General features: G+C 62.2%; 17 protein-coding genes and 1 tRNA gene. 9 read left to right on the top strand and 9 right to left on the bottom strand.

Translation table 11 applies throughout. The annotated features are described in order from the left end of the window. Positions 1-73: 73 nt before the first annotated feature. On the bottom strand, positions 74-1,477 hold the full coding sequence (locus WGH93_RS10310; protein WP_374764802.1) for a methyl-accepting chemotaxis protein: 1,404 nt from the start codon (positions 1,475-1,477) through the stop codon (positions 74-76). Positions 1,478-2,061: 584 nt separating this feature from the next. Between WGH93_RS10310 and WGH93_RS10305 the strand changes: the two genes are divergently transcribed. The 3 genes from WGH93_RS10305 (at position 2,062) to WGH93_RS10295 (ending at position 6,875) form a co-directional block, all read left to right on the top strand. Further along, positions 2,062-4,386, top strand: a complete 2,325-nt coding sequence (locus WGH93_RS10305; RefSeq protein ID WP_374764801.1) for a TonB-dependent receptor — start codon at positions 2,062-2,064, stop codon at positions 4,384-4,386. 111 nt (positions 4,387-4,497) lie between these two features. Next, positions 4,498-5,916, top strand: coding sequence for a phosphatidylserine decarboxylase (locus WGH93_RS10300; RefSeq protein ID WP_374764800.1), 1,419 nt, complete (start codon positions 4,498-4,500; stop codon positions 5,914-5,916). A gap of 164 nt (positions 5,917-6,080) precedes the next feature. Next, a complete protein-coding gene (locus WGH93_RS10295) occupies positions 6,081-6,875 on the top strand; it encodes an SDR family oxidoreductase (protein WP_374764799.1) in 795 nt (264 codons plus the stop codon). On the opposite strand, the gene WGH93_RS10290 is transcribed toward WGH93_RS10295, so the two are convergent. From WGH93_RS10290 to WGH93_RS10280, 3 genes are all read right to left on the bottom strand, one after another. Then, positions 6,862-8,046, bottom strand: a complete 1,185-nt coding sequence (locus WGH93_RS10290; protein ID WP_374764798.1) for a Fic family protein — start codon at positions 8,044-8,046, stop codon at positions 6,862-6,864. The genes WGH93_RS10295 and WGH93_RS10290 overlap by 14 nt on opposite strands. A 157-nt stretch (positions 8,047-8,203) precedes the next feature. Beyond that, on the bottom strand, positions 8,204-11,014 hold the full coding sequence (gene polA / locus WGH93_RS10285; protein ID WP_374764797.1) for a DNA polymerase I: 2,811 nt from the start codon (positions 11,012-11,014) through the stop codon (positions 8,204-8,206). Positions 11,015-11,054: 40 nt separating this feature from the next. After that, positions 11,055-11,273 (bottom strand): zinc-finger domain-containing protein, encoded by a 219-nt coding sequence (locus tag WGH93_RS10280; RefSeq protein WP_374764796.1) that lies wholly within the window; start codon positions 11,271-11,273, stop codon positions 11,055-11,057. A gap of 218 nt (positions 11,274-11,491) precedes the next feature. Here WGH93_RS10280 and WGH93_RS10275 point away from each other — a divergent pair, with 218 nt between their 5' ends. Both WGH93_RS10275 and nadB read left to right on the top strand, forming a co-directional pair. Next, complete coding sequence (locus tag WGH93_RS10275; RefSeq protein ID WP_374764848.1) at positions 11,492-12,421, top strand: ABC transporter ATP-binding protein; 930 nt, start codon at positions 11,492-11,494, stop codon at positions 12,419-12,421. 14 nt (positions 12,422-12,435) lie between these two features. Then, positions 12,436-14,064 carry an L-aspartate oxidase gene (nadB, locus tag WGH93_RS10270; protein WP_374764795.1) on the top strand — a complete coding sequence of 543 codons (1,629 nt, stop codon included), beginning with the start codon at positions 12,436-12,438 and terminating at the stop codon, positions 14,062-14,064. Positions 14,065-14,259: 195 nt separating this feature from the next. On the opposite strand, the gene WGH93_RS10265 is transcribed toward nadB, so the two are convergent. Continuing rightward, positions 14,260-14,646, bottom strand: coding sequence for an energy transducer TonB (locus WGH93_RS10265; RefSeq protein WP_374764794.1), 387 nt, complete (start codon positions 14,644-14,646; stop codon positions 14,260-14,262). Between the two features lie 232 nt (positions 14,647-14,878). Further along, complete coding sequence (locus WGH93_RS10260; RefSeq protein ID WP_374764793.1) at positions 14,879-15,247, bottom strand: energy transducer TonB; 369 nt, start codon at positions 15,245-15,247, stop codon at positions 14,879-14,881. Positions 15,248-15,762: 515 nt separating this feature from the next. Between WGH93_RS10260 and WGH93_RS10255 the strand changes: the two genes are divergently transcribed. Together WGH93_RS10255 and WGH93_RS10250 are read left to right on the top strand one after the other, a co-directional pair. Beyond that, positions 15,763-15,839: transfer RNA gene (locus WGH93_RS10255), tRNA-Arg, on the top strand. A 256-nt stretch (positions 15,840-16,095) separates the two neighbouring features. Then, positions 16,096-16,926 (top strand): Hpt domain-containing response regulator, encoded by an 831-nt coding sequence (locus WGH93_RS10250; protein ID WP_374764792.1) that lies wholly within the window; start codon positions 16,096-16,098, stop codon positions 16,924-16,926. A gap of 17 nt (positions 16,927-16,943) precedes the next feature. Here WGH93_RS10250 and WGH93_RS10245 read toward each other — a convergent pair whose 3' ends face one another. Both WGH93_RS10245 and WGH93_RS10240 read right to left on the bottom strand, forming a co-directional pair. Then, positions 16,944-18,695 (bottom strand): LodA/GoxA family CTQ-dependent oxidase, encoded by a 1,752-nt coding sequence (locus tag WGH93_RS10245; protein ID WP_374764791.1) that lies wholly within the window; start codon positions 18,693-18,695, stop codon positions 16,944-16,946. Positions 18,696-18,783: 88 nt separating this feature from the next. Then, positions 18,784-20,259, bottom strand: a complete 1,476-nt coding sequence (locus WGH93_RS10240; RefSeq protein WP_374764790.1) for a hypothetical protein — start codon at positions 20,257-20,259, stop codon at positions 18,784-18,786. A gap of 92 nt (positions 20,260-20,351) precedes the next feature. Here WGH93_RS10240 and WGH93_RS10235 point away from each other — a divergent pair, with 92 nt between their 5' ends. Beyond that, complete coding sequence (locus tag WGH93_RS10235; protein ID WP_374764789.1) at positions 20,352-21,404, top strand: hypothetical protein; 1,053 nt, start codon at positions 20,352-20,354, stop codon at positions 21,402-21,404. Here WGH93_RS10235 and WGH93_RS10230 read toward each other — a convergent pair. Continuing rightward, a complete protein-coding gene (locus WGH93_RS10230) occupies positions 21,382-24,372 on the bottom strand; it encodes a hybrid sensor histidine kinase/response regulator (protein ID WP_374764788.1) in 2,991 nt (996 codons plus the stop codon). The genes WGH93_RS10235 and WGH93_RS10230 overlap by 23 nt on opposite strands. 182 nt (positions 24,373-24,554) lie before the next feature. On the opposite strand from WGH93_RS10230, the gene WGH93_RS10225 reads away from it, so the two are divergent. Continuing rightward, on the top strand, positions 24,555-25,646 hold the full coding sequence (locus WGH93_RS10225; protein ID WP_374764787.1) for a BMP family lipoprotein: 1,092 nt from the start codon (positions 24,555-24,557) through the stop codon (positions 25,644-25,646). The last annotated feature ends 35 nt before the right edge of the window (positions 25,647-25,681 follow it).

Raw genomic sequence — 25,681 nt, 5'->3', positions numbered from 1 at the left:
CCTGCCCACCCCGTTGCTCCGCCATGCGGGCGGCGGGATGGTGTGGCGGCGCCCTGATCCAGCCGGATAACTTCTAGCCTGAGGCTTGGCGGATATCGCGGATCAGGCCGTCCACATGCTCGGATACGGTTTCCGCATTGCGGGTCAGGGTCCGGCTGTGGCTGTTCACCTGCTCCCCCGTGCTGGCAAGGGCGCCGGTGTCTTCCTTGACCCGCGCCACCGCATCGGAAATGGCCTGATTCGACTGGCTCGCTTCCGCCACGCTGCGGGCGATTTCCTGGCCCGCGGCGGCCTGCTGATCCATTGCGGCACTGGTGGAGACCGCCAGATCGTGCACCGTGCTGATCAGGCTGGTTACCCCTTCCATTTCCGAAACGGAGCCGCGAGTGGCTTCCTTCATGGCGTCCAGCTTGGCGGCGATTTCCTCCGCGGCCCTGGCGCTTTGCTGGGCGAGGCTTTTCACCTCCCGCGCTACCACGGCGAACCCCCGGCCCGCATCCCCGGCGCGGGCCGCTTCGATTGTGGCGTTCAGTGCCAGCAGATTGGTCTGGTCCGCGATCTGCTTCATCATTTCCAGCGTCTGGGCCACATCCTCTGCCGATCCGGCCATGCGGCTCACCCGTTCCCGCGCGGCCTTGGCGGCCCTGTCCGCTTCTTCCGTGCTGGTGCGGGTCTGATTGGCCTGATCCGCCACTTCCCGCACGGACGAGGACATTTCCTCCGTCGCAGAGGCGACGGTGCCCATATTGTCCAGGCTGCGGCGGGCCTGCTCGTCCGCCTCGTCGGCGCGCTGGCGCATGGAGTCCGCCATCCGGCGCAGATGCTCCGCCGACCCCGCCAGATCGCGGGCATCCGCAACGGTCTGATCGGTAACGCCTTTCAGGCTGGTCTGCACATGGTCCGCCGTTCTGGCCAGGCGGGCCTGTGCCTCCTTTTCGGCCTGAATGGAAATGATGGACCCGAACACCCGGTTGGGCACGCCATTGTCATCCCGCTCGGCCCGGCCTGTTTCCCGCAGCCAGATATAGTCCCCGGCCTTGTTCTTGATACGGTATTCCACGTCATAGGTGGAATGCCCGCTGGTATCTTCCAGATGTTCTTCGAAACTGTCGATCAGTTTCTGGATGTCATCCTCGTGCAGGCGATCCATCCAGCTTGACAGCTTATTGGGAAAATCCGCCTCCGACTCGAACCCCAGCAGGCGGCGATATTCGTTTGACCAGGTCCAGCGGCTGTCCGGGTGCTCGAAGTCCCCATCCACCAGCAGCCCCTCCCACAGGCCGATGCCGGCATAATTCTCATAGAGATGAAGCCGCTCCGCATCGGCGACGGCGCTGTCCCGCTGTGTGCGCAGGTCCGTTATCACATGGGCCAGCTCGTCCAGCGCCGAGGCCACGTCGGCGGGCAGGTCGCTGCTGTCCGGGCTTTCCCCGGCTGTCAGGCGGGCAAGGGCGGCCACCAAAGGGCCGGTGCCCATGGTTGGCCTGGTCGGGACATCGCCCGCCGGGGTTTGCATTGGGGCCGGTCTGGACCGGCTGAAAGACAGCACCGCCATAGGGTTTCTTCCTTGGGTTGCTCAGCTTGGCCACGGATGATCGGCGCCAGTTTAGACACAACTCCCCATCAATTTCCATAACTGATCTATATTTATGATTTACCATTTTAACGATGCCTCATGCGCGCGCCTTTCTGATGGACCGCCATGGCGCGATCCCGCCCGCTGCCTTTCCTGGTCTGGCCCGTAAAACCGCTATTGCGGGGTAGTCCGCCACATTTTCTGTAAGAATATGGTCAGATAAGGTGAGCCTGATCGCCATTATCCCGCATTCTGACAAAACCGACGATTTCTTTGAAAAAGCGTATCTTTTCTTTTTATAACTACTTTTTAGTGCATCACGGCGCTTTATACGGATAGGATACACTTGCTTGGGGGCGCCATGTCAGGCGTTGCATTGTATGTACGGGGTAAAGCATATGGGATTCCATCAGAAAGGTCGTGCAGGCAGCCGGGTCCGGTCTGGTCGTCAAGGGGGATATGGTCGCCAGACGGTCAGGATGGCCGTGGCCGTGGCCGGGGGCATCGGCGTGGCGACGGGCGCCAGCGCCCAGGTGCTGGATGAGATCATGGTCACCGCCCAGAAGGTGGAGCAGGGCGTGCAGGAAGTGGGGCTGTCCGTCACCGCCTTCAGCGGCGATGCCCTGCGCCAGTTCGGGTTTGACGACAGCACGGATATCGTGGCGCAGGTGCCGGGGTTGAACATCGGCACACCGGTGGGGGAGGGGAACAATCCATCCTTCACGCTGCGCGGGGTGGGGCTGAATGATTTCAACGACAATAACGAAGGCCCGATCGCGGTTTATCTGGATGACGTGTATCAGGCCGCCTTGCCGGGCCTGACCTTTCAGCTTTTCGACGTGGAGCGGGTGGAGGTTCTGCGCGGGCCGCAGGGGACCATTTTCGGGCGCAATGCCACCGGCGGGCTGGTGCATTTCATTTCCCGTAAGCCCAGTGAAGAGACCGAAGCCTATATGACCGTGGAAGCGGGCAAGTCAGGCACCCTCAATTTTGAAGGCGCCGTGGGCGGCGCCCTGGCGGACGGCGTGCGCAGCCGCCTTTCGGTGGCCTATGACCGGCGCGACGGCTATGTGGAAAACCGCATCGGCCCGGACGCCAATGAGGCGGACACGCTGGCCCTGCGCGGACAGGTGGAGTTCGACGTGGGCGCCACCGGGCTGCTGAATCTGAAGGGCTTTCTGTCCCGGTCGGATACCGTGGCACCGCAATATCAGCATCAGGCCACGCTGGGCGCCACCGGGGCGGACAATCTGCCCTTCTGCCCGAAGGACGTGCCGCGGGACATCTACTGCTTCGCCGATACGGACGGGGATAATTTCGCTGGCGAGTTCGACCGCACCGGCGTACTGGATATCGAGACCACAGGGGTCCACGCCACCTATGAAACGGGGCTGACCGACAGAATCGATCTGGTCAACATACTGGCCTGGCAGAAAACCGAAAAACTGCATGAGGAAGACACGGATGTGGGCCCGAATCCGGGCATCGAACCCACCTTCAATTCGGACATAGAGACCTTTTCGGAAGAACTGCGCCTGGTGGGCACCTATGACCGCGGCATGTGGCAGGCGGGGGTTTTCTTTCTGGATACGAAAGTGGTGGGCGCCAATGACCTGACCGTGCGCTGGCGCGGCGATTTTGCCGCCCTGCTGGATTCCGATCCGGCGGTGTTCGGCGGGGCGCTGGCCGCGTTCAACGATTTCGCCGCCACGCCGGATCTGCTGCCCGGCATCGTCTTTGATGTGGACTACCGGCAGGATACCCAGTCCATCGCCGGATTCGCCCAGGGTGAATATCTGCTGACCGACACCCTGAATTTGACGGCGGGCCTGCGCTATACAACGGAGGACCGGGACTTTGACTATGTGAATCGCGCCCCCGCGGGCGCCTTGTTGAACAATGTGGTCAATGGTGTGGGCGAGGCCAATTTCTTTTCGCTGCGCCCCGGCGCGGTGAACGGCTTTGCCGCCGCGCTGGGCGCCGGGCCGGTGGATGTGGTCAGCCCGGATGCCAGCCGGATCAATGACGAAAACCTGACCTGGAAACTGTCGCTGGACTGGCAGGCCACACCGGGCACGCTGCTGTATGCCACCTGGAGCCGGGGGTTCAAGGCGGGCGGTTTCAATGCCGGTTTCCTGGATCAGACCGATTTCATCACATCCGAACAGGTGGCGTTCGAATCGGAGCTGCTCACCTCGTATGAGGCAGGGGTCAAATGGTCTTCCGAAAGCGGCCTGGCCACTATCAATGCGTCCGCCTTTCTCTATGACTATGATGACTTTCAGGCGCTCACCTTTCAGGGCCTGTCCCAGTTCATCACCAATGCGGACGCCACCTTTTTTGGCGGTGAAGCGGAATTGGGCCTGCGCCCGATGGACGGGCTGGATGTTCAACTGGGGCTGAGCCTGCTGGATACGGATGTGGACGGGGTGACCGTGCAGGGAACCACGCTGGACAATCGGGAAGCGGTGCTGGCGCCCGAGGTGACGGCTAATGGCTTTGTCCGCTATACCCATGCCCCTGGTGATTCGGGCGAGTTGAGCCATATCCTGAGCTTCAATTATCAGGGCAGCCATTTCTTCGACATCACCAATTCCGATATTTCCCGACAGGGCGACTATGTGCTGTTCGACTTTCGCAGCACCTGGCGCAGCGACGATGGCCGCTATGAGCTATCCGCCTTTGTGGAGAACATCTTCGACAAGGAATATCTGGTCTACACGTTCGACTTCACCGGCATTGGTGGCTTCAACCAGCAATTCTTCGGGCCGCCCCGCTGGTGGGGTGTGACGCTGGGCGTGACCTATTGAGGGCTTCGCCCTTCTGACCCCATCCGGGCGCGGGTGGGGTCGTTTTTTAACCAGGGGCACAACCGGAAAGACATGTGCCTTTTTATCGCGCAACCAAAAAGGAGGATGATCATGCCCTTATCCGTTTTGCGCCGCCTGGGCGCCGCCGTCACCCTGAGCGCCGCCCTGATGCTTCCCGGCCCGAATGCCGGGGCCGCCCCCAGCCTGCCGGACGAAGATACGCTTCTGGCCAATCCGTGCGGGCCTTCGCTGGTTTATCTGATCGACCAGTATCAGACGGACCCGGCCACCCGTGCCGCGCTGGAAAAGGTGCTTTCCGGCCTGAAGGACATGCCCCAGGGTTATGCCTATCATGGCAGCCGGGCCAATCCGTGGCGGGTGCAGGATGCGGATGCGCTGCTGTCCATGATGGTGACCATGTTCAGCCAGTGGTGCGTGACATTGCCCGAAATCCACGGCACGAGCGACAATGCGCTGGACCCGATCCTCTATTTCGCCTGGTTCTTCTATCAGAATCAGTATGGGCAGGATTTCGTGCAGGGCCGGGACCCCAACGCACCGGACCAGCCACTGGAAACCGGCCAGCAGTTTCTGGCCAAATGGAACAGCGATTATCTTGCCTATATGAACAGCGCCGAATCCGATGCCAAGGTCCCCGAATGGGTGGCCGATCCACGCATCGAGATCGACGATTACAAAAAAACCAGCGCCGACCAGTATGATAGCTGGAACAGCTTTTTCACCCGCCAGCTCAAAACCAACCCCGACGGCACCATACCCAGCCGCCCGGTGACCATGCCGGATCGGGATTATGTGATCGTCTCGCCCACGGACTGCATCATGAACCCGCTGATTCAGATGCAGAAAATGGATGCCACCTATGACCGCACCTATGTGGAGGACCCCCTGCAATATGACACCATTCTGGATATCAAGGGCATTCCCCTGTCCATGTCCCAATTGCTGGCCAACACCCCGGAAGACCTTAAGGAGCAGTTCGTCGGCGGCACGGGGCTGTCCTGTGTGTTGATGCCCAACACCTATCACCATTTCCATTCGCCGGTGGATGGCAAGATCGTTCATGCGGAGATCGTCGAGACGGGCAGCCCCTTCGCCACCGGCACCTTCGGCTATATCGACTATCCCAACTGGGTGCCGCTGGATGGCAATGTGGGTCGGCTGGGCACCGATTACAGCCAGTTTCAGGTGTTTCAGCGCGGCGTTATCATCATCAAGGTGACCTATGAAAACCTGCCGGGCCGCACCCCCGAAACCCTGACCGGCTATGTGGCCAGCATCCCCGTGGGGCTGGACAGCGTGGGATCGGTGGAATTCGACCCGGATGTGGCACCGGGGCTCAGCGTGAAGAAAGGCGTGACCCGCTTTGGCAATTTCAATTTCGGCGGTTCGCTCAATATCCTGTTGTTTTCCAAGGGGCTGGTGGGTAACGAGGTGCAAACCCGCATGGGCAACCAGATCGCCATCATCAATGCGGGAACAGCGCCGAAATCTCCCTGGTCGCTGGACTGACCGACCCGATTTCCCCACACCACAAAGTCTGCCACCCTGCCGGGCCTTTCATGGCCCGGCTTTTTTTGCTCAAACTGTCGGGCCGGGCTGGCGGGCGAACCGGCGGTGCCATCGCGGCGTATCATGAAGGCGCGGGCAAGCGCTGCGCCAGAAGAGGAAGCAACATGACGGCAGAGGCGGTGATGATCACGGGCGCGGGGGCGCGCCTTGGCCGGGCGCTGGCGCTGGATCTGGCATCGGCGGGCCATGACATTGTGGCCCATTACAATCGCTCCCGCGGCCCGGCGGAAAGCCTGAAGGCGGACGTGACCGCCATGGGGCGGCGGTGCGATCTGGTTTCCGGCGATCTGGCGGACCCGGCAGCGGTGGATGCGCTCGTCGAGGCCGTTGAGCGGCTCGGCGAAGGCCGGTCGCTGCATCTGATCAACAATGCCGCCGCGTTTGGTTTTGACCTGTTCGGCGAAACCGACGGCGCCGCCCTCGCCCGCTTTCAGCAGGTGAACATGATTGCGCCCGTGCTGCTGGCCCAAAGGGTGCTGGCGGGCAGCACGCAGGGGGTGCCGCGCACGGTGATCAATATTCTGGATGCCAAGCTGAAAGCCCTGAACCCGGATTATTTCGCCTATAGCCTGGCCAAGGTATCACTGGCGGGCGCCACCACCATGATGGCCCGGCAGATGGGCGATCGGGGCCGGGTTTATGGCCTGTCGCCCAGCATGATTCTGGAAAGCGGGCCGGAAACGACGGGCCGGGTGGCGCGCCTGAAACGCATGAATGCCCTGAAGCGCCCGGTGGACCCGGACCATGTCTGCCAGGCGGCCCGGCTGTGCCTGTCCGGCGCGGTGGCGAGCGGCGAGATCATCACCCTGGACGCCGGCCAGTTCCTGCTCCGGCTTCCCCGCGAAGTGGGTTTTCTGGATGAACGGATTGAAGAGTCGGCCTCACCTATGCGGCAATAGGGTTGGTTCCTTCGTTCAAGGTCGCAAGATACGCTTCATATACAAAAACTTTATGCCGGTCTTTCCCGGTGATTTCTTTTACGATGCCCATTTCTTCCAGATTGTTCAGGGCTCGGAGAACGGTCGGCAGTGACAGATTGGATAATTCTGTCATCTTCGTCGTTTTGCTGATGGGGTGGCGCTGAAGCAGATTGAAGACCGTCAACGTACTCGCGGCGGTATTGCCGGACGTCTCAATTCGCATCTGATCAGATATAAATAAATTTCGTATGCTCTGGGCCGTTTGCGCCGCTTGTTCGGCGGTTTCGATAACACCCTTCAAGAAAAATATAACCCATGACTCCCAGTCACCGGTTTCCCGAATTTTTTGCAAGTGATCATAATATTCTTTTCTGTTGGATTTAAGATAAAGGCTAAGGTATAGTAAAGGTTCTCTCAAAACACCTTCACTGCATAATATGAAAGTAATTAAAAGCCTTCCGAGGCGACCATTTCCATCAAGAAACGGGTGGATCGTTTCGAACTGCGCGTGCGCCAATGCCGCCTTAATCAAAACAGGCATTTTTATTTTTTCGTCATGTAGAAATTTTTCGAAATTATCCAGGCAGTCCATCATCTTTTCAGGGGGCGGAGGCACGAAAAGGGCGTTTCCTGGTCGGGTGCCGCCAATCCAGTTCTGGGATGTTCTGAACTCTCCCGGCATCTTATTTCCGCCACGAGAATTGCTCATCAAGCGATCGTGAATTTCCCGGAGAAGGCGGAGCGAAAGCGGAAATTTCCGTAACCTTTCAAGGCCGTAATTCATGGCCGCCACATAACAGGATACTTCTGTCACATCATCGATCGGGGCGCCCGGCGCTTCATCCGATTCAAATAACAACAGGTCGGAAAGGGAGGATTGTGTTCCTTCGATCTGCGACGATAAAACGGCTTCTTTCCTGATATACATGTACAGAAATAATGACGGGTCGGGCAATATCATGCTTATGCCCTCAAGTTTACCAAGGGCGATATTGGCCTTGTCCAGAAAGGGGTAAAATGCCGCCATTTCCAATGGCGGGTCTGGTGGCAGGTTTTTTGGAATATAGGTCTTATAGGCTTCCCCGCCCACGCTGCTACCCTTCAAATATCGTCCGACACGGGTTTTGATTTCCCCCTCCTTAAGTAACATTTATGCTGATTTCTGTTAGCTAAAAAGCCTAACTAACATCCCTGTTAGCTGCAAGAAGATAACTAACATAAATGGGCATATATGTTAGTTGTTCAGGCCAAAGGGTGCCCAGGGCGGGGATGGCAAGGCATTGCGCTTATTGCGGAAACGCGCCCTTCTAATGCGCTTCCTGCCAGGTGCGGCCTGTGCCCACGTCCACATCCAGCGGGACGGCCATGGTCAGGGCGGGGCGGGCGGCGTTTTCCATCACCGACCGGATCACAGGCGTGGCATCATTCACCATGTGGTCGGGTGCCTCGAAGACCAGTTCGTCATGCACCTGCAACAGCATGGTCACGTCGCTGAGCCCGGCATTCGCCAGCGCGTCGGGCATATGGATCATGGCGCGGCGGATGATGTCCGCGGCGGTGCCCTGAATGGGGGCGTTGATGGCGGCGCGCTCCCCGAAATGGCGGCGATTGGGGTTCTTGTCCCTGATGGTGGCCACATGGGTCTTGCGCCCGAACAGGGTGGTCACATGGCCGTGTTCCCGCGCCTTGGCGATGGTTTTGTCCATATAGGCCCGAATGCCGGGGAAGCGCTCGAAATAGGCATCGATAATGGCCTGGGCTTCCTTGCGCCCCACGCCAAGCTGGCGCGCCAGCCCAAAGGCGGAAATGCCGTAGATAATGCCGAAATTCACCGCCTTGGCCTGGCGCCGGATGATCGGGTCCATGCCGTCAATGGGGGTGTTGAACACCTTCGATGCGGTCAGGGCGTGAATGTCCACCCCGTCATGGAAGGCCTGTTTCAGGGCATCGATATCCGCCATGTGGGCCAGCACGCGCAATTCGATCTGGCTATAGTCGGCGGCGATCAGGGTTTTGCCCTTTTCCGCCACGAAGGCTTCCCGAATTTTCCGCCCTTCCTCGGTGCGAATCGGGATATTCTGTAGATTCGGATCATTGCTGGACAGGCGCCCCGTGGTGGTGGCCGCCATGTGGAAACTGGTGTGCACCCGGCCCGTATCGGGGTTGATGTCCTCCACCAGCGCATCCGTATAGGTGCTCTTCAGCTTGGCGAACTGGCGATAGTCCAGCACGCGGGCGGGCAGGTCGTGTTCCGAAGCCAGGTCTTCCAGCACTTCGGCATTGGTGCTGTAGGCACCGGTCTTGCTGGACCGCCTGCCGCCCTTCAGCCCCAGATCGTCGAACAGGATTTCGCCAAGCTGCTTGGGGGAATTGATGTTGAACGCCCGCCCCGCCAACTCGAAAATCTGCTTCGACAGGCCGTCCATGGCTTCGGCGAACTCGCCCGACAGGGTGGTCAGCCGCGCCCGGTCCACTTTCACCCCGGCCCGCTCCATGGCCGACAGCACCGGCGCCAGGGGCCGGTCGAGGCGCTGATAGACCGTCATCACGCCCTCGTTCGCCAGCCGGGGCGCCAGCACATGATACAGCCTGAGCGTGATGTCCGCGTCTTCGGCGGCATAGGCGGTGGCCTTTTCAATCTCCACCCGATCGAAGGTCACCTGATTGCGCCCGCTGCCCGCCACGTCCTTGAAGGGGGTGGTTTTCACGCCCAGATGGGTTTCGGCCAGCTCGTCCATGCCGTGGCCGTGGCGGCCCGCATCCAGCGCATAGGACATCAGCATGGTATCGGCGATGGGCGACAGGGTGAGCCCTTCCGCCGCCAGAATGGACATGTCGTATTTCAGGTTCTGCCCCACCTTCAATATGGCGGGATCGGCCAGAACATCCCCTAGCGCCGCCAGCACCCGCGCCTTGTCGAGCTGCTTCGGGCGCTCGGCGAACAGGGCGCCGTCGCTGTCATCGGCCACATGGCCCACCGGCACATAACAGGCTTCCCCCGGCTCCACCGCCAGCGACAGGCCCACCAGCTCCGCGCGGGCGGCATTCAGGCTGGTGGTCTCGGTGTCGAACGCCACCAGCCCGGCTTCGCGGATGCGGGCGATCCACCGGTCCAGCTCCGCCATGTCCGTGATCGTGCTGTAGCGGGCCTCGCCCACTTCCAGCGCGCGATTGGCGGGGTCTTCCGCATTGGCGCCGTCATGGCCGTAATGCTGCACCACCCGCGCCCTGAGAGAGCGGAACTGCATGGCATCGATGAAGTCCAGCAGGCTGCCCCCGTCCGGTTCCCGCACCGGGAAGCCATCCAGGCCGTGGGTTACGTCCACGTCCTGGCGCAGGCGCACCAGATCGCGGGAAATGCGCGCCTGATTGGCATTTTCCAGCAGCTTCTTGCGCCGGGCGGGCTGCTTGATCTCGTCCGCCCGGTCCAGCAATGTGTCCAGATCGCCATAGGTTTCGATAAGCTGGGCGGCGGTCTTGATGCCGATGCCGGGCACGCCGGGCACATTGTCGCTGCTGTCCCCGGCCAGGGCCTGTATATCCACCACCTTGTCGGGGCCGAGCCCGAATTTCTCCCGCACCGCGTCTTCATCCATCCGCCGGTTCTTCATACTGTCGAACAGGGTGACGGTTCCGTCGTCCACCAGTTGCATCAGATCCTTGTCGGAGGACACGATGGTCACCTGCCAGCCCTTTTCCCGCGCCTGCCGGGTATAGGTGGCGATCAGGTCGTCCGCCTCAAAGCTCTCCTGCTCGATGGACGGTACGCCGAACGCCTTCACCGCGTCTCGAATCAGCGGAAACTGGGGCACCAGATCCTCCGGCGGCGGCGGGCGGTTGGCCTTGTAGTCCGGGTAGATATCGTTGCGGAAGCTTTGCCGGGCGGTGTCGAAGATCACGGCCAGATGGGTGGGCCGTTCGCCGTCCGCCAGATCCTGCAACAGCTTGAACAGCATGTTGGAAAAGCCATAGACCGCATTGACGGGCGTGCCGTCTTCGCGGGTCATGGGTGGCAGGGCGTGATAAGCGCGAAAGATATAGCCGGAGCCATCCACCAGATAGAGATGCTCGCGCCCATTGGCGCCGCCGTCCGGGCGGTCCTCTTGCGTCTCGCTCATGGTGTGCTCCGGGAAAAAGGGGCTTGTGGGAAAAGGGGGATCAGGCAGCGCCCTGGCTGGCGCCGTCGCCCCCGTTCGTGTTTTCAGCCGTATCCGCCGGGCCGCCTTTCAGGATGAACAGGCGGTCACAATATCCGCATTCCACCTTGCCTTCTTTCGACAGGTCATAATACACGCGCGGGTGGCCCAGCGCGCCCCCACCGTCGCAATGAACGCGGGTTTTGTCGGTGCGGATGATTTCGGGCGGTTGGGTGGTCATGGGGTGCGATCCTTCCTGTTTTCCCGCCGCGCCGCCCGCCAAGAGGCCGCCTGCGCGCCGGGCAACCCCCGCAGCCCTTGGATCGGGCCAAGTCAGGGGTCGCTTTCAGCCTGTTCCCGTCCTATATAGCGGGTGAGGTTTCGTGCGACAAGAACCGCCCGGTTTTCCTTTCAGGGCGGCGCCACCAGAGAGGATCAAGCGTGAGCAGCGACAGCAATATGGCAATCGACATTCGCGGCCTGACCAAGGTGTACAAGGGGGAACACGGCGCCCCGGACAAGACCGCCCTCAACGCCATCGACCTTCAGATTCCACAGGGGTCCATTTTCGGCCTGCTGGGGCCGAACGGGGCGGGCAAATCCACCTGCATCAATATTCTGGCGGGCCTGGTGAACAAGACCGGCGGCACGGCCAGCATCTGGGGTTTTGACATCACCAGCAACCCCCGCAATGCGCGCGCCCATATCGGCATCGTGCCGCAGGAACTGTGCTTTGATGCCTTTTTCACCCCCCGCGAGATGCTGGAGGTGCAGGCGGGCATGTACGGCGTGCCCGCGTCGGAACGGCGCACCGATGAACTGCTGCGCGCCGTGCGGCTGGAGGACAAGGCGGATGCCTATTCCCGCACGCTTTCCGGCGGCATGAAGCGGCGCCTGCTGGTGGCCAAGGCGATGGTGCACAACCCGCCCATTCTGGTGCTGGATGAACCCACCGCCGGGGTGGATCTGGAACTGAGGCAACAGCTTTGGGACTATGTGCGCGAACTGCACGCGCGCGGCACCACCATCGTGCTGACCACCCACTATCTTGAGGAGGCGGAGGAACTGTGCGACAGCATCGCCATCATCAATCATGGCGAAGTGGTGTGCAGCGAGCCCACCCGGCAACTGCTCAGCCGCATTGATGAAAAGGAAGTGCTGATCCAGGTGGTGGAACCGCTGAGCGAAGTGCCCGCGCCGCTTCGGGGATTCACCGCGGAAGTGCGGGATGGGATGCTGGCGGTGCGGATTTCCCAGGCTACCGCCAATGTGGGCGAAATTCTGAACGCGGTTCAGGCGTCCGGTCTGACCATTCAGGACATTTCGACCAGCGAGACCGACCTTGAAGACATCTTCCTGCAACTGACCCGCTCCCCCCTGGCGGCCTGAAAGCTGGATCGATCATGCGGCGCACCTATGACATCGTGATCGTGGGCTCCGGCGCGGCGGGGCTGACGGCTGCGCTGCATCTGGCCCGGCACATGCGGGTGGCGGTGATTTCCAAGGGGCCGCTGTCCGCCGGGTCCACCAATTGGGCGCAGGGCGGTATCGCGGCGGTGCTCGAATCATCCGATTCGGTGGACAGCCACATTGCCGACACGCTCACCGCCGGGGCGGGCCTGTGCCACAAGGACTCCGTGCGCTTCGTGGTGGAGCGCAGCCGCGCCGCCATTGATGATCTGATCGCGCTGGGCGTGGCCTTTGACCGGGACGAAACAGCGCGGGAGGACGGCTTCGGCTATCATCTGACCCGCGAGGGCGGCCACAGCCACAGGCGGATCATCCACGCGGCGGACGCCACCGGCAAGGCGGTGCAAAGCACGCTCAATGACCGCGTGAAGGCCGAACCCAATGTGGATCTTTACACCCATCATGTGGCGGTGGACATCATCACCAACCGCCACCTGTCCAAGGCGGCCCCCTATCAGGATCAGGCCCACGGCGTTTATGTATTGGACACGCGGTCGGATCGGGTGGAAACCTTTTCGGCCCGCGCCACGGTGCTGGCCACCGGCGGGGCCAGCCGGGTCTATCTCTATTCCAGCAACCCGGACAGCAGCACCGGGGACGGCATCGCCATGGCGTGGCGGGCCGGGTGCTGCGTGGCCAATATGGAATTCAACCAGTTCCACCCCACCTGCCTTTTTCACAGGGAGGCCAAGACCTTTCTGATCACGGAAGCCATGCGCGGCGAGGGCGCCCGCCTGATCGATGCGGATGGCCGCCGCTTCATGCCGGATTACGACCCCCGCGCCGAACTGGCCCCGCGGGACGTGGTGGCCCGCGCCATAGACAGCGAAATGAAACGGCGCGGCGCGGACAGCATGTGGCTGGACATTTCCCACCGGGAGGCGGACTTCATCCTGTCCCACTTCCCCACCATTTATCGGCGGCTGGCGAGGGTGGGCATCGACATCACCCAGCAGCCCATTCCGGTGGTGCCCGCCGCGCATTATACCTGTGGCGGGATTCAGGTGGATCAGGCCGGACGCACGGACCTTGAGCGGCTCTATGCCATCGGGGAATGCGCCCATACCGGGCTGCACGGGGCCAATCGCATGGCATCCAACAGCCTGCTGGAATGCCTGGTTTATGGTCGCGCCGCCGCGCAGGACATTCTGGAGCGGATCGACGATCTGCCACCGCCACACATGGCCCGCGACTGGGACGAGAGCAAGGTGCGCGATTCGGACGAGGAAGTGGTGGTGGTCCATAACTGGAATGAACTGCGCCGCTTCATGTGGGATTATGTGGGCATCGTCCGCACCGACAAGCGGCTTGCGCGCGCCAAACGGCGGGTGGACCTGCTGATGGGGGAAATCCTGGAATATTATGGCAATTTCCGGGTCACACCCGATCTGCTGGAGCTGCGGAATCTGGTGACTGTGGCGGACCTGATCGTGCGATCGGCGCAAAGTCGGCGCGAATCCCGCGGTCTGCATTACACGGCAGATTATCCCGAACAGGCGGCACAGGCCCACGACACCATTCTAACGCCCTTCGCCCGCGCCGTGGCAAAACATATCTCCTGATGGCCTGACCCGGCCTTTCCGGCTCCTTGCCTTATCCAAACAAAAACCCCGGCCACTTGCGTGGCCGGGGCTGATGCCGAAGTGCCGGTTGAGGGAGGGGAGGGAGGGGAGGACCGGCACCCCGATGGTCAAGCTTTTTATTGTCTACCAAACGATCGGTTTGGCATCAAGAACTTTTTTGTGCGTTGCACCAAATCAGCGGCTCACAATGCTGTTATTGCCTTTGATGGTGAAGGTAACCGGCACCAGGATGGAAACCTGATCACGGGCACCCGGCAGCGCCGGCAGCGGGTTCAGGCTGCTGATGGTCTTGAGAACGGCGGTGTCCAGTGCGCGGCTGCCGGACCCCTGAACCAGCTTGTGGCCTACAATGCTGCCGTCGGCTGCCACATCCAGGCGCAGCTTGGCGCGGCCTTCGTCCGCCGTTGCCAGCGCGCTGCTGGGATAGCTTGCTTTCAGGTTGAACTGCTTGGTAACGGCCTGGCGCCAGCCCACCATGTCGTCAGCGGCTTTGGCGGGGGTTCCAGCGCCCAGGATCACATTGGCAGCGAGGATAGCGGTCAGGAATGCATATTTGAACATGTCTCGGTCTCCGTTTTTGAGGGCCTGACGGGCACAGCATCATGACGACCGCCCGTCTCGTCTGGCACTGACGATGTGGCAGAAAGGACGACCGAACAATTGTTCTTTTCAGGATGGAGATATGCGTCAAACGCATGGCAGCAACCGGCCACGCCCTATTAATCGCGCATGAAAAAGCCCCGCCACCGGATGACCCGGCGCGGGGCTTTCTCAATACCGACCGATTGTTCTGCTATTGCAGGGACCAGGCCAGCGGCATGGTGAAGGTCAGGCTGTCCCGGCCATCGGGCAACGGCTTCAGCGGGGAAATCCGCTCGACCAGCCGGGGAATTTCCCGGTCCAGCACGGCCTCGCCCGTGGGTGTCGTCACTTCATGGCTGACAATGGTACCATCCGCCGACACCGTGACCTTGACCTCGGCGCGGCCTTCAATCTCCCGCATCAGGGCGGAGCGCGGATAGCGCTGCTCGCTTGCAACTTTCTGCATTACGCCCTTGGCCCAATCCTGCACGGCATTGGCGTGTACCGCCCCGCTCGTGGCCATCATGATCAGGCCGGTGGCCACCAGGCCCCGCTTAACTGCCAGTATGAATTGTTTCATGTCCCTCTCCCAAGGTGTGCCCCGTTCTGAGGCGATCGCTGCCTAATCGGACCATGTCCGACACCTTTGCTACCAATTTCCGCAGGCGGGTTTTTGCCCGCAGACCACTTACCGGAACCAGACCGCAACCACCCCATACGCGGAGCAGCCATGTTCCCTGACAACAAGGTCTCATCGGACGCAAGGATGAAGCAAGTTTTAGAAAAAATTTTAGTTAATTAATTTTAACTGCCAGCGCGTATTTTTGCGATACGGGTTGTGCCGGTTCTGCCCCCGGTCCACCTTTCCCTCTGCCGTCAGCCGCGGCGCTTCGTGGCAGCGCCAAGGCCCCAGGCCCAAAACAGTGCGATTACAGAACGCCTGTGTTCAGACGACGATGATCAGGTGGCCCGGCATGTGGTGGGGCAGACCGCGGCGCGGGCGGTTGGCCCGCTTATCGACCCCGACGCTCTTTTTTTTCTCACCCTATTGCATCACGCCCCGGCGATCAGTATTGTCCGCTCGCTCACAGAGACGCACCCGTAGCTCAGCTGGATAGAGCGCTGCCCTCCGAAGGCAGAGGCCATAGGTTCGAATCCTATCGGGTGCACCATCTTCATTTCAGGCATGTTGTTTTTTCGTTTTTTGGTCTGCTCCGGGTTTATGGGGCGGGCTGTTTTGTGATTCCTCTTTTGTGGATGGTGAGCGCGGCCAATGCAGGCGCTTTGCTTGGCTTTGCGATATGGTGGGTTGGTTCCGGGGGGTTGGGGCGGGTTGAGGGTAAAATAGCGGGTTTATGCCCTTGCCAACTGTAAGATTTTAGGCAAAATCTATCTCAGGTTAGGCGACTCTCTCTAAAAGGGTATGCAATGAGACCCGATGAGGCGACCATTCTGCTTGTGGAGGACGATCCCGTGACCCGCCGTGTCCTGGTGGACATGCTGCGGCCGCTTGGTCGGGTTCTTCTGGCCAAAAGTGGTCGTCAGGCATTGGACCGGGTGGGCAGTACGGCGGTGGATGTGGTGCTGACCGATTTCAGTATGGCTGATCTGGATGGCCCCGGCCTTGCCCGCGCCATTCGGGCGGAAAAGGCGCTTGCCCGCCTTCCCATTATCGGCATGAGCGGGCGGGATACCGCCGCCGAGCGTGCCACCTGCCGAAGCGCTGGAATGGATGCCTTTCTCCCCAAGCCGGTGACGGCGGACAGCCTGGTGGAAACCTTGACCCGGCTGTTCCCCGGCGGTTTTGCGGAAAGGCGCAAGAATGCCATCAAGATGGCCGAAGGGGGCACCGGTCAGGCCGCCCTTGTGCGGGAGGGTGAGGCGATCGGTGTTCGGATCGGCCCGCTGATCGATCTGTTCGATGGCCTTGAAGGCCCCTTGCAGGAGGTATTGGCCGAGTTTCTGGAAACCCATGGTGCCGGGGCCGCCCGAATCGCCGCTTTTGCGCCCGATACGGCACCGATGGACGGGGAGGGCGGATGGGCCGCGCTGGTTCATGACGCGCATCAGGTGCGCGGCGCTTGCCGGTCCCTGAATGCGGATCGTGTGCGGGACCTTGCCGCGGAGCTGGAAAAAGCGGGCGATGCCGCCATGCAGGGGCGCCCTGTGGACCACGCCGCCTTTGCCCGGCTGCAATCCGCCTATGCGCGGGAATTCGCGCGGATGGCCGATTTCTTTCAAAGGCTGATTGATTACTGAGCCAGGGGGCCGGGCTGTCAGTCTCCGTCCTTCAGGGTGCGCTCCGTTTCCTGATAAAAGGGCACAACCGGGTCGCTATTGGTGACGAAGCCGAGCCCGGCCCAGGCTGTGACCATGGCGAGATCGTCGGACACGCCGCGCGACCAGGGCTTGATCGCCGTGCCCCCTTCAGCGGTGGTTACATTCACTCGGTAAGGCCGCTGTGCCGGCCACCACAGGACCTGCGCCTTTCTAAGATCGCCCGCATTGTCCAGCGCGATTTCCTGCACCGAGCATTCGTTGAAATCCGCCTGCCAGGGCAGCGCCATGCGCTTGGTCAGGTCGCCGGGCTGGCTGCCGTCCTGCGGTTCGCCGCCAAGAGAGAGCGGGGCGGTCACCGGGGCGCGCCTGATGTGGTAGGGGGCGTCATACATGCCGGCATTGAAGCTGATCCAGGTCATTTCGATGCCGGGGCAGAACGGCCCGCCCACACAGTTGCGCAATACGCCTTCCGTCACGGCGGCGGCGCCGCCGGCCTTTGGGCCGGTGGCGGTGAATTTGCCCGCCGCCCATTGTCCGAGCATGGAATACTGCGTTGGCGTCAGCACGGCAAAAGGCTCGGTGGCGTCCTTGCCGTCATTCTGGAACGGATCATTTCCGGCCAGCATGGGCATGGCATAATGCCGCTCGGCCAGGAACTGCTGCGGCTGGTCCGCCGCGCGAAGAATATTGAAGATACGCTGGCGATCCGCATTATAGGCCGGGTCCGGGTCGCCCAGCCGGTCCATCACCATGAGATGGGCGCTGTCGGGGATGCCGCTCAGGTCCACATAGCCATCCTTGATCGGGGGCACGGTGCCGGTGGGTGCCTTGGCGACCCAATCCTGCATCCCGGCGGCGGCGAGAATAGGTTGAATGTCCCGGTCAAAGGCGGGCATGAAGGCCGGGTTGAACCCGCCATCGTCAAACAGACCGGGCCAGGCGCCGAGGGCCCGCGCGGCCACATCCGTCATCACATCGTAAAGTGTGATTACATTGGGTATTTCCGGGGCATATTTGGGCGGTGCCGCAATGACCCATGCCCCGCGTGCCTGAAGGGTCTCCCCGCTTTCAAGGATGATTTCGGCATCCACCGTGCCGTCGGATGTGTCGTCGAACCAATAGTCATTATTGGCGTAACTGCTGATCTTCGGCGTCTTTTCGGAACCGGAACAACCATGGCCCCCCAGCACCAGAAGCTCGTCCGCGCCTTTTGTCAGGGCGTTGCCAAGGGTGGTGACGGATTTCGGATGAAGCGCCGGCGGGAAGGTCGCTGCGTAGCCGCCGGGCGCGCTCGCGGCATCGAACGAGACCTTCTGGCCCGCCCCGGTCAGCGTGCGTGGCCCCGGATCAATGATCGCCCTGATGCGCCGGGCGTCGGTTTTCCATTGCGGATTGCGTTTTTTGGCATCCGCGGGATAGTGTCCGCCGCGACCCACAATATTGTCGAACTGGTACCAGATGGCCTTTTTATTGGCCACATGGACGGACCAGCGGATTTCCTTGATGGCGTCTGCGCCAAGGTCCACGGGGCGCCCGTCCGGGTTTGCGTCGTCGAACACGAAAACGCGGAAGCGTGCGGCCTGGCGGCGCATTCGGCCATTGTCGTCCCGGAAGGTGCGCACGGGTGTGGTGCCATCCGGCTCCAGGGGAAGGGCGTTCGCCTTTTCCGGGCCGATCATATAGCTGTCCGGGCTGTCACCCAGTCGGGAAATGCCGATGGAAGGAACGATCTCGAAACGGCGGGTCATGGTGCATCTCCTGGACTTTGGAAAAGAAGATCCGGGCCGGGCGGATCACGGGGAAGGATCATGGGGACATGCCGTGGGTGGCGGCGAGTTAACGGGGAACGGTCTTGCCCAGCAGCCAGTCCCGGAAAAGGCCGCTTTGCGCCACCGGGTTCAGATATTCGTCCATCAGGCATTGGGCCACGGCCTGCCGTTCATTGGCGGTCAGGTCTGCCGAGGGCGGCATCAGGCCCTTGGTGACATAAGAGGCGACGAAATTGGTGCCGCTTTGAAAGGCGGTGCTGTCCCGGTTGCTGGGCACCGCCGCCAGATAGTTCAGATTGCCCAGGCCGCCATCGGCATTGTTGTGGCACATGGCGCAATCCATGGCATCGCGTATTGCGGGGTATGAAGCGCTGCTGATGCCGCTTTCCGCGCTGCACCGGTCAAGAAAGGCATCGCTGCGGCTGGCCCCCACCGGGCCGAGTGGCGGGCCATAGGCGTGGGTGTCCATCTTCGTGCCGTGGCCGGAGGGAAAATGCGGCGGCCCATAGCTGGGAATCCGCCCGTTGATGCGCTGCAAAATGGCGGATGCCTTGTCTTCCGGCAGGGGTTGCAGGCTTCCCGCCGAATCGAAATCGAACACCGTTTCGGGGTGGATGGCCAGCACCGGCGCCTTGTGGCAATCATAGCAATTGGCGCTGGCATCGCTGTAATTCATCATGTTGGGGATGATCTGGATGCTGCCGTCATCGGCTTCCATGCGCATGAAATCCACGATATGGGTCTTTGTTTCCGTGGCATCCGCCGATGCCCGCCACACACTGACCATGGACAGGCTGTAGGATACCAGGCGGCTGTCGTCCTCCGGCAGCAACATGCCGAACAGCACCCACTGGTCCATGATTCCCGATCCGTTTGGCCCCGGCACATTGGGCACCACGATCAGGAAACGGCCATAGGTGACCCCGTCGGGCGATTTGACGAACTGGCCGCGATAGGGCAGCGCAATCCATTTCCGCGATTCCGGCAGGGTCTTGTTATGGTCCGCGACCATTTCCATGGCCTTGTAATAGGTTTCGGGGTCGCTCATCGCTTCCAGCATGGGCTGGCTGGTCACCAGATCGGGGAATTGCACATAAGGCTGGGCGGCATAGAAATAGTCCCGATCGTTCACGGGATAGCCCAGTGCGTGGGTGTCCTTGTCCAGCGGGCCGGTCAGGGCCATCCAGTGCAGGGCCCTGGTAAAGTCGAACAGCGGGGCCAGCGGCGCCGCCCCGGTTTGCCCCGGGCAGGCGCGCAAGGCTTCATAAAGCCCGTAGCCCCGCGCGATCACCGTTTCCCGATCAAGCACGGGCGGCGTCACCTTGGTATAGGTGGGCTCCAACAGGTAATCGACCGCCCTGGTTTGCCAGTCGGACCAGGTGGCAGCCCCGGCATTGCAGGCCGGAATGGGCGGCTGGCTGGTCACATCCGTCTGTTGGGACAGGGGTTCGGCAGGCCCGGTCGGGCCGTCCGTGGCGCCGTTATCGCCGCACGCGGCGAGCAACAGGGCCGTTATGATAAAAAAGGGCTTGATGGCGGGCATGGCGCGTGTCCTTAATAATGCAGGTCGCACAAGCGGCACAACTTTACAATCAAAAGAAGAAAACGGCAACTTGCAAATGCAAGGGCAGGAAAATGGCACGCTTGGCTGATGCGGTGGTCACAGGTCTTGGCCCGGCGGGGGCGACAGCAGCCCTTCTGCTGGCGCGGGCGGGATGGCATGTTCTTGGTGTGGATAATGCAACCGCGGATGACCAGCGCTGTGAAATCCTCACCCCGTGGGCGGTGGAGCAACTGGACCAACTGCTCGGCCCCGGCGCGCTGACGGATGCCCCCGCCTGCCTTGGCACGCGCACCCAGTGGGGCAGCGGGCAGATGGCGGCGCAGGATTACTGGGCCGCCGCTTTCGGTCATGGCCGCATGATCTGGCGACAGGCGCTGGACCGGGCGTTGAAGGCGGCCCTGTCAGCCGCCGGGGTCACGCTGCTGCGCGATCGTGTCCGGGCGCTGGTGACGGATGACAGCGGGGTCGGCCTGCGTGTTCTTCTGACGGCTGACGCACCCCCGCTCAGAGCCCGCCATGCCCTGCTTGCCACTGGCCGCGCTCCGCTGCCGGTGGCGCCGGGGCCACGCCGCCCTGTTCGTCAATACGGTGACCGTCTGATCGCCGACCGTGCCCTGCTGTCGGCGGCGGCGCCGGGAAGCGCGCCCATGGCCTATTTGCATATGGCGGCCACGCCCGATGGCTGGATCTATGCCCATGCCACACCCGATGGCGGGCGCATGATCGGCCGCCTTGGGGACAGCCGCCACGCGCTGCCCCCGCCGCCGGGGGATGCCGCCTGGGCGGCTCGTACGCCGCTGGGCCTCGCCCCGGCGCAAACCTATTGGACGGACGGCGCCCGCGGGCCCGGCTGGTGTGCCATTGGCGACGCTTTATGGGCTGGCGATCCCCTGGCGGGTGACGGTATTGGCCGCGCCCTTGCCATGGGCGCGGATGCCGCCACCGCCATGCTGACCCCGGTGGACAAGGGCGCGCGGGATGCCGCCTGTGCCTGTTTTATCCGGCGACAGCAGAGCGCTCACCGGGCGTTCGAGCAGGCCCGTTTTGGTGCCTATGCGGTGGAGGGGCGCTGGCCACAGCGGCCTTTCTGGCGGGCCCGGATCAGGCCGCGACGCTTTGCATGATCTCGTCCAGCGTGGCGAGGGCCTCTTCGATTTCCAGATCCATGGTGGCCGTCACCAGATGCCTGATCCGCGCTTCGGGCACCTGCCCGTCAAGCCGGCGGGCCAGTGCGCGCACCACCGTCTCGGCGTCGGCATCGCCGTGACGCAGCAGGCCGCGCGCGCGCTCCGCCATGCTGTGCAGGTCCGCGTCGTCGTTTTCGTTTTCCAGGCCCTCTGGCGATGATGCGGCCGCTTCGGCTTCTTCATGGCACCAGTCCCCGACGCTGGTAACAAGATCTTCCATGGCCGCTGAAAAATGGTCAATGTCCGCTTCAAGGTCCGCAAGGGATACGCCCGTCCGCAGCCCGTTTTCGATCCGCCCGGCGAGACTGGCCAGTTGATTGGCGCCCAGATATGGCAGAACCGAGCGCAGGGAGTGTGTCTCGGCGCGGATTGTCTCCCGGTCGCCTGACGCGGCCCAGGCCCGCAAACGGCTGGCGAAACCTTCATACTGGCCGAGAAAGGATTGACTCAGACCGGCGAGTCGACGCCGACTGTCGCCGGTGGCCGAAAGTGCCCCGGCAAGATCGAAGGCGCCGCCCGGTGTGGCCGGGGCGGCATCGTCCGCCGTGTTTCGCTCTGGCCGTCGGACTTCATGGTCAGAGAGCCAGCGCGACAGCAGCGCGGCCAGATCCGCCGGTTCGAACGGCTTGGAGAGGTGATCGTCCATCCCCGCATCGCGCTGATCCTGCCGGTGGGACAGAACGCTGTGCGCGGTGAGCGCCACAATGGGGACCGGCGCCAGTTCGGTATCGGCGCGGATGGCGCGTGTGGCGCTCAGGCCGTCCATGCCGGGCATTTCCACATCCATCAGCACCAGGTCGAACCGGTCTGCCTTCAGGGCCGCGATCGCCTCCCGGCCATCGCAGGCCGTGGTCACGCGCACCTCAAGTGCTTCCAGGAAGGATTGGGCGATTTCCCGGTTGACCGCATTGTCCTCCACCAGAAGAACGTGCGCACCGGGGAAGGCGGACATGACGCCCGCTTCCGTCTCCGTGCCCGTGCCGGGGTCGGGGCCACGGCGTATCGTGCCCGTGTCGGTGTCGGCCCGGTCCATCACCAGGGTGAAACGGAAGGTGCTGCCTTCGCCCGGCGTGCTTTCGGCGCTGACATCCCCATCCATCAGGCGGGCAAGCTGACGGCTGATGGCCAGGCCGAGACCGGTGCCGCCGAAGCGGCGACCGATGGAGCCGTCCGCCTGCTGGAAAGACTGGAACAGACGATCCATCTGGTCTTTGGTCATGCCGATGCCGGTATCATGAATGGCGCCGATAATCTCCACCCGGCCATCGGGCAGGGGGCGGCTGTCCAGCGCCACGATCACCGTGCCCTGCTCGGTGAATTTCACGGCATTATTGGCCAGATTGATCAGCAATTGCCCCATGCGCGCGGCATCCCCCACCAGCCGCGGGGGGAAATCGGGGGCCACGTCCAGCACGAATTCCAGCCCCTTTTCACTGGCCGCATAGCTGACCACATTGGCCAGATGGTCGATCACAGTATCGGTGTGGAAGGGGGCGTGATCCACGGTCATCTTGCCCGCCTCGATCTTGGAAAAATCGAGTATGTCATTGATGATGCCGAGTAATGCCCTGGCCGAGACCTGAATCTTGTTCACATAATCCCGCTGCTGGCTGTCCAGCCGGGTTTTCAGGGTCAGATGGCTCATGCCGATGATGGCGTTCATCGGCGTGCGGATTTCATGGCTCATGGAGGCCAGGAAAAGGGATTTGGCGCGATCCGCCTCCTCCGCCTTGTCGCGGGCTTCGACCAGGGCTTCTTCCCGGTCATGAATGGCATGGAGAAAATAGCGGAAATCCTGTGCCATTTCCGCGAGTTCGTCATGGCCGTCGGTGTCAACCGGCACATCGTGCCCCTGGGCCTGGGCCTTCACCGACCGGTGCAGCCGTGCCAGCCGCGCCAAAATCCGGCGGCGCACCAGTGTGAAGACAAGCAGGATCAGCAACCCGGCCACACCCCCCATGGCGACAACGAAAATGGTCATGCGCTGGGCATCGCTGGCGGTGCTGTTGGCATCGCTGCGAATGCGATCACTGGTGCGGGCGGCCATGTCGGCGGTGGCGGCGGCAATGGCACGGCTGTCCCGCAAGCGTCGGTCAATGGCGCGCTTCAGGGTCAGTTCGGTGCGCAACCGGTCGAGCTTTTCCGGGTAGAACCCGCCCGGCGCCACAAGCAGCGACCGGAATTCGTCGATTGGCCCGGCAAGTGCCGCCACGGTGTCGCCGTCCAGCGAGTCGAGCAGGGCGCGGGCCGCCCGGAAATGCGTGCCGATAACGCCCGCGCGGGCCACATTCGCATCCGCCAGCGCCGTGTCATAAGCTGCCACGATCCGACCAATGGCGGCTGTGTGCGGGCCGGGCGTGCCGTTTTCGCGGTCGCGCAGATCGGCACGGGCGGCGGCCATCCGGCGAAGGGTCTTGCTCAATTGCAGCTTCCGCGCCGTCAGTGCCCGCATTTGCAGCAGGTTTTCTTCGAATGCGGCGGCGCTATTCTCAAGCTGGGTGCGCAGGGAGTCGATGGTTTCCGCTTCGGGCGCCACGGCGCTGTCCATCGTTTTTTCCAGTTCGCCGATGGACTTTTTCAGGGTGGCATAAAGGCGCGTGGCTTCCATCTGAAGCGCCTGCATTTCATAAATGGTTTCCGTCGCGGACAGGCGCAATGCAAGCGTTTCCAGCCGAACACTGTCGCTGGCGATGCTGGCGGCCACTTCAAGCGTTGGCAGGGCGCGGTGCTCCACGCGGTCCAGAACGGTTGCGGTGCGCAATGTGCTCATCACCGCCGCGTACACCGCGATCACCGTCAACAGACCCAGCGCGCTGAGCGCAAGCAAAAGGGATCGCCGAACCGACCAGTGGCCCGGAAGATTGAAGGCCGGGAGGCGCTTTTTTGTCATCCGGTGCGTAGACACGGTATGCGTGTATCCCTTTGTATCAATTACCGCACTTTGACAAACGGTGGCAGAGTTCGCAACATGATCGAAATTGTGGAGAGGCTGGTAACCGGCTCATGGCGGGGACTCATATTGCAGCAGGGGTGCATGAAAAGGCCAAACGGCAAGGCGGGGCGCCCCGGCGGTGTCGGGCGCGGGTGGTGAGCCTGCGCGGCGGGGCGTGGACCATGCTGGCGGGTCTGATCGGTGCCCTCCTGTTGCTGTGGGCGCCCCCCGGCTCTGGCCGGGAGCCGCAGACATCGCAGGAATCCCGGAGCGCCAATGGCCGCATTGTCATGCTGACCAATTCACAGCGCAGGGACGATGGTGGTTTCGAAAGTATTTTCCGCAACATGGCAGCGGAATATGAGGCGCTTTACGGTCTCAAGATCGTCAACCGGTCCCCGAAGGCGAGCACGCCGGCAGCGCTGAAGGCCCTGTTGCAGGATGTGTTGAAGGCGGGATATGGGCATATCATCTTTCTCGGATCGGGTTACCCGCTGGACCCGGCCCTGTATGCCGCCCACCCTGATCGGCGTTTTTATTTCATCTCCATGCAGGCGCCCGACCTGCCCAATGCGGCGGGATATCACATCTCCCTCGCGGAACCTGCTTTTCTGGCGGGGGCGCTGGCGGCCCGCAAGAGCGAGACAGGGCATGTGGCCTTTCTCGGCGGGCGACGGTTGCCCGTGATCCACACGCTGTTTTGCGCCTTTGCGTCTGGCGCCCGGTATGTGGCGCCGGATATCCAGGTGGATGTTTCGGTTCTGGGAACCTTCAATGACCGCGCCCTGGCCTATCGCGGGGCGCAGGCGCTATTGGCGCGGGGTGCGGACGTGATCCTGCACGGCACCGGCGCGGGCGGCCCGGCTGTTTTCCGGGCGGCGCGGGAACAGGGGGGGTATGCGATCGGCGTGGACGAAAACCAGAACGGCGAAGCGCCGGGCACCGTCCTTGCATCCGTGGTGAAGAAAACCGAAGTGCTGCTGTTTTCCCTGCTCGATGACATTCGCAATGATCGTTTTTCTGGCGGTATGCATGTTTTCACCATACGCGATGGCAGCGCCGCGCTGGTGTTCGACCAGCATTCCAGCATAAGCGTTCCCGAAGACATGGAAGCCGCCATTGTGGATCTGGAGTTCGAGGTGCGCGCCGGTTTGATTCCCCGCCACGCCCTGCGCCCGCCGAACTGCGCCCTGCCAGCCGAAGACGGCCCGGTCGCGCTTGGGTCAGGGGTGCTTGATGCAAGATGAGCCAATGACCTGCCCCTCGTGGGGCCTGTCCTTGG

It is taken from the genome of Yunchengibacter salinarum (assembly GCF_037658235.1).
GTDB classification, from domain to species: domain Bacteria; phylum Pseudomonadota; class Alphaproteobacteria; order Sphingomonadales; family Kordiimonadaceae; genus Yunchengibacter; species Yunchengibacter salinarum.
Note: the sequence above shows the minus strand (reverse complement) of the source record. Positions and strands in the feature narration are given on the sequence as shown.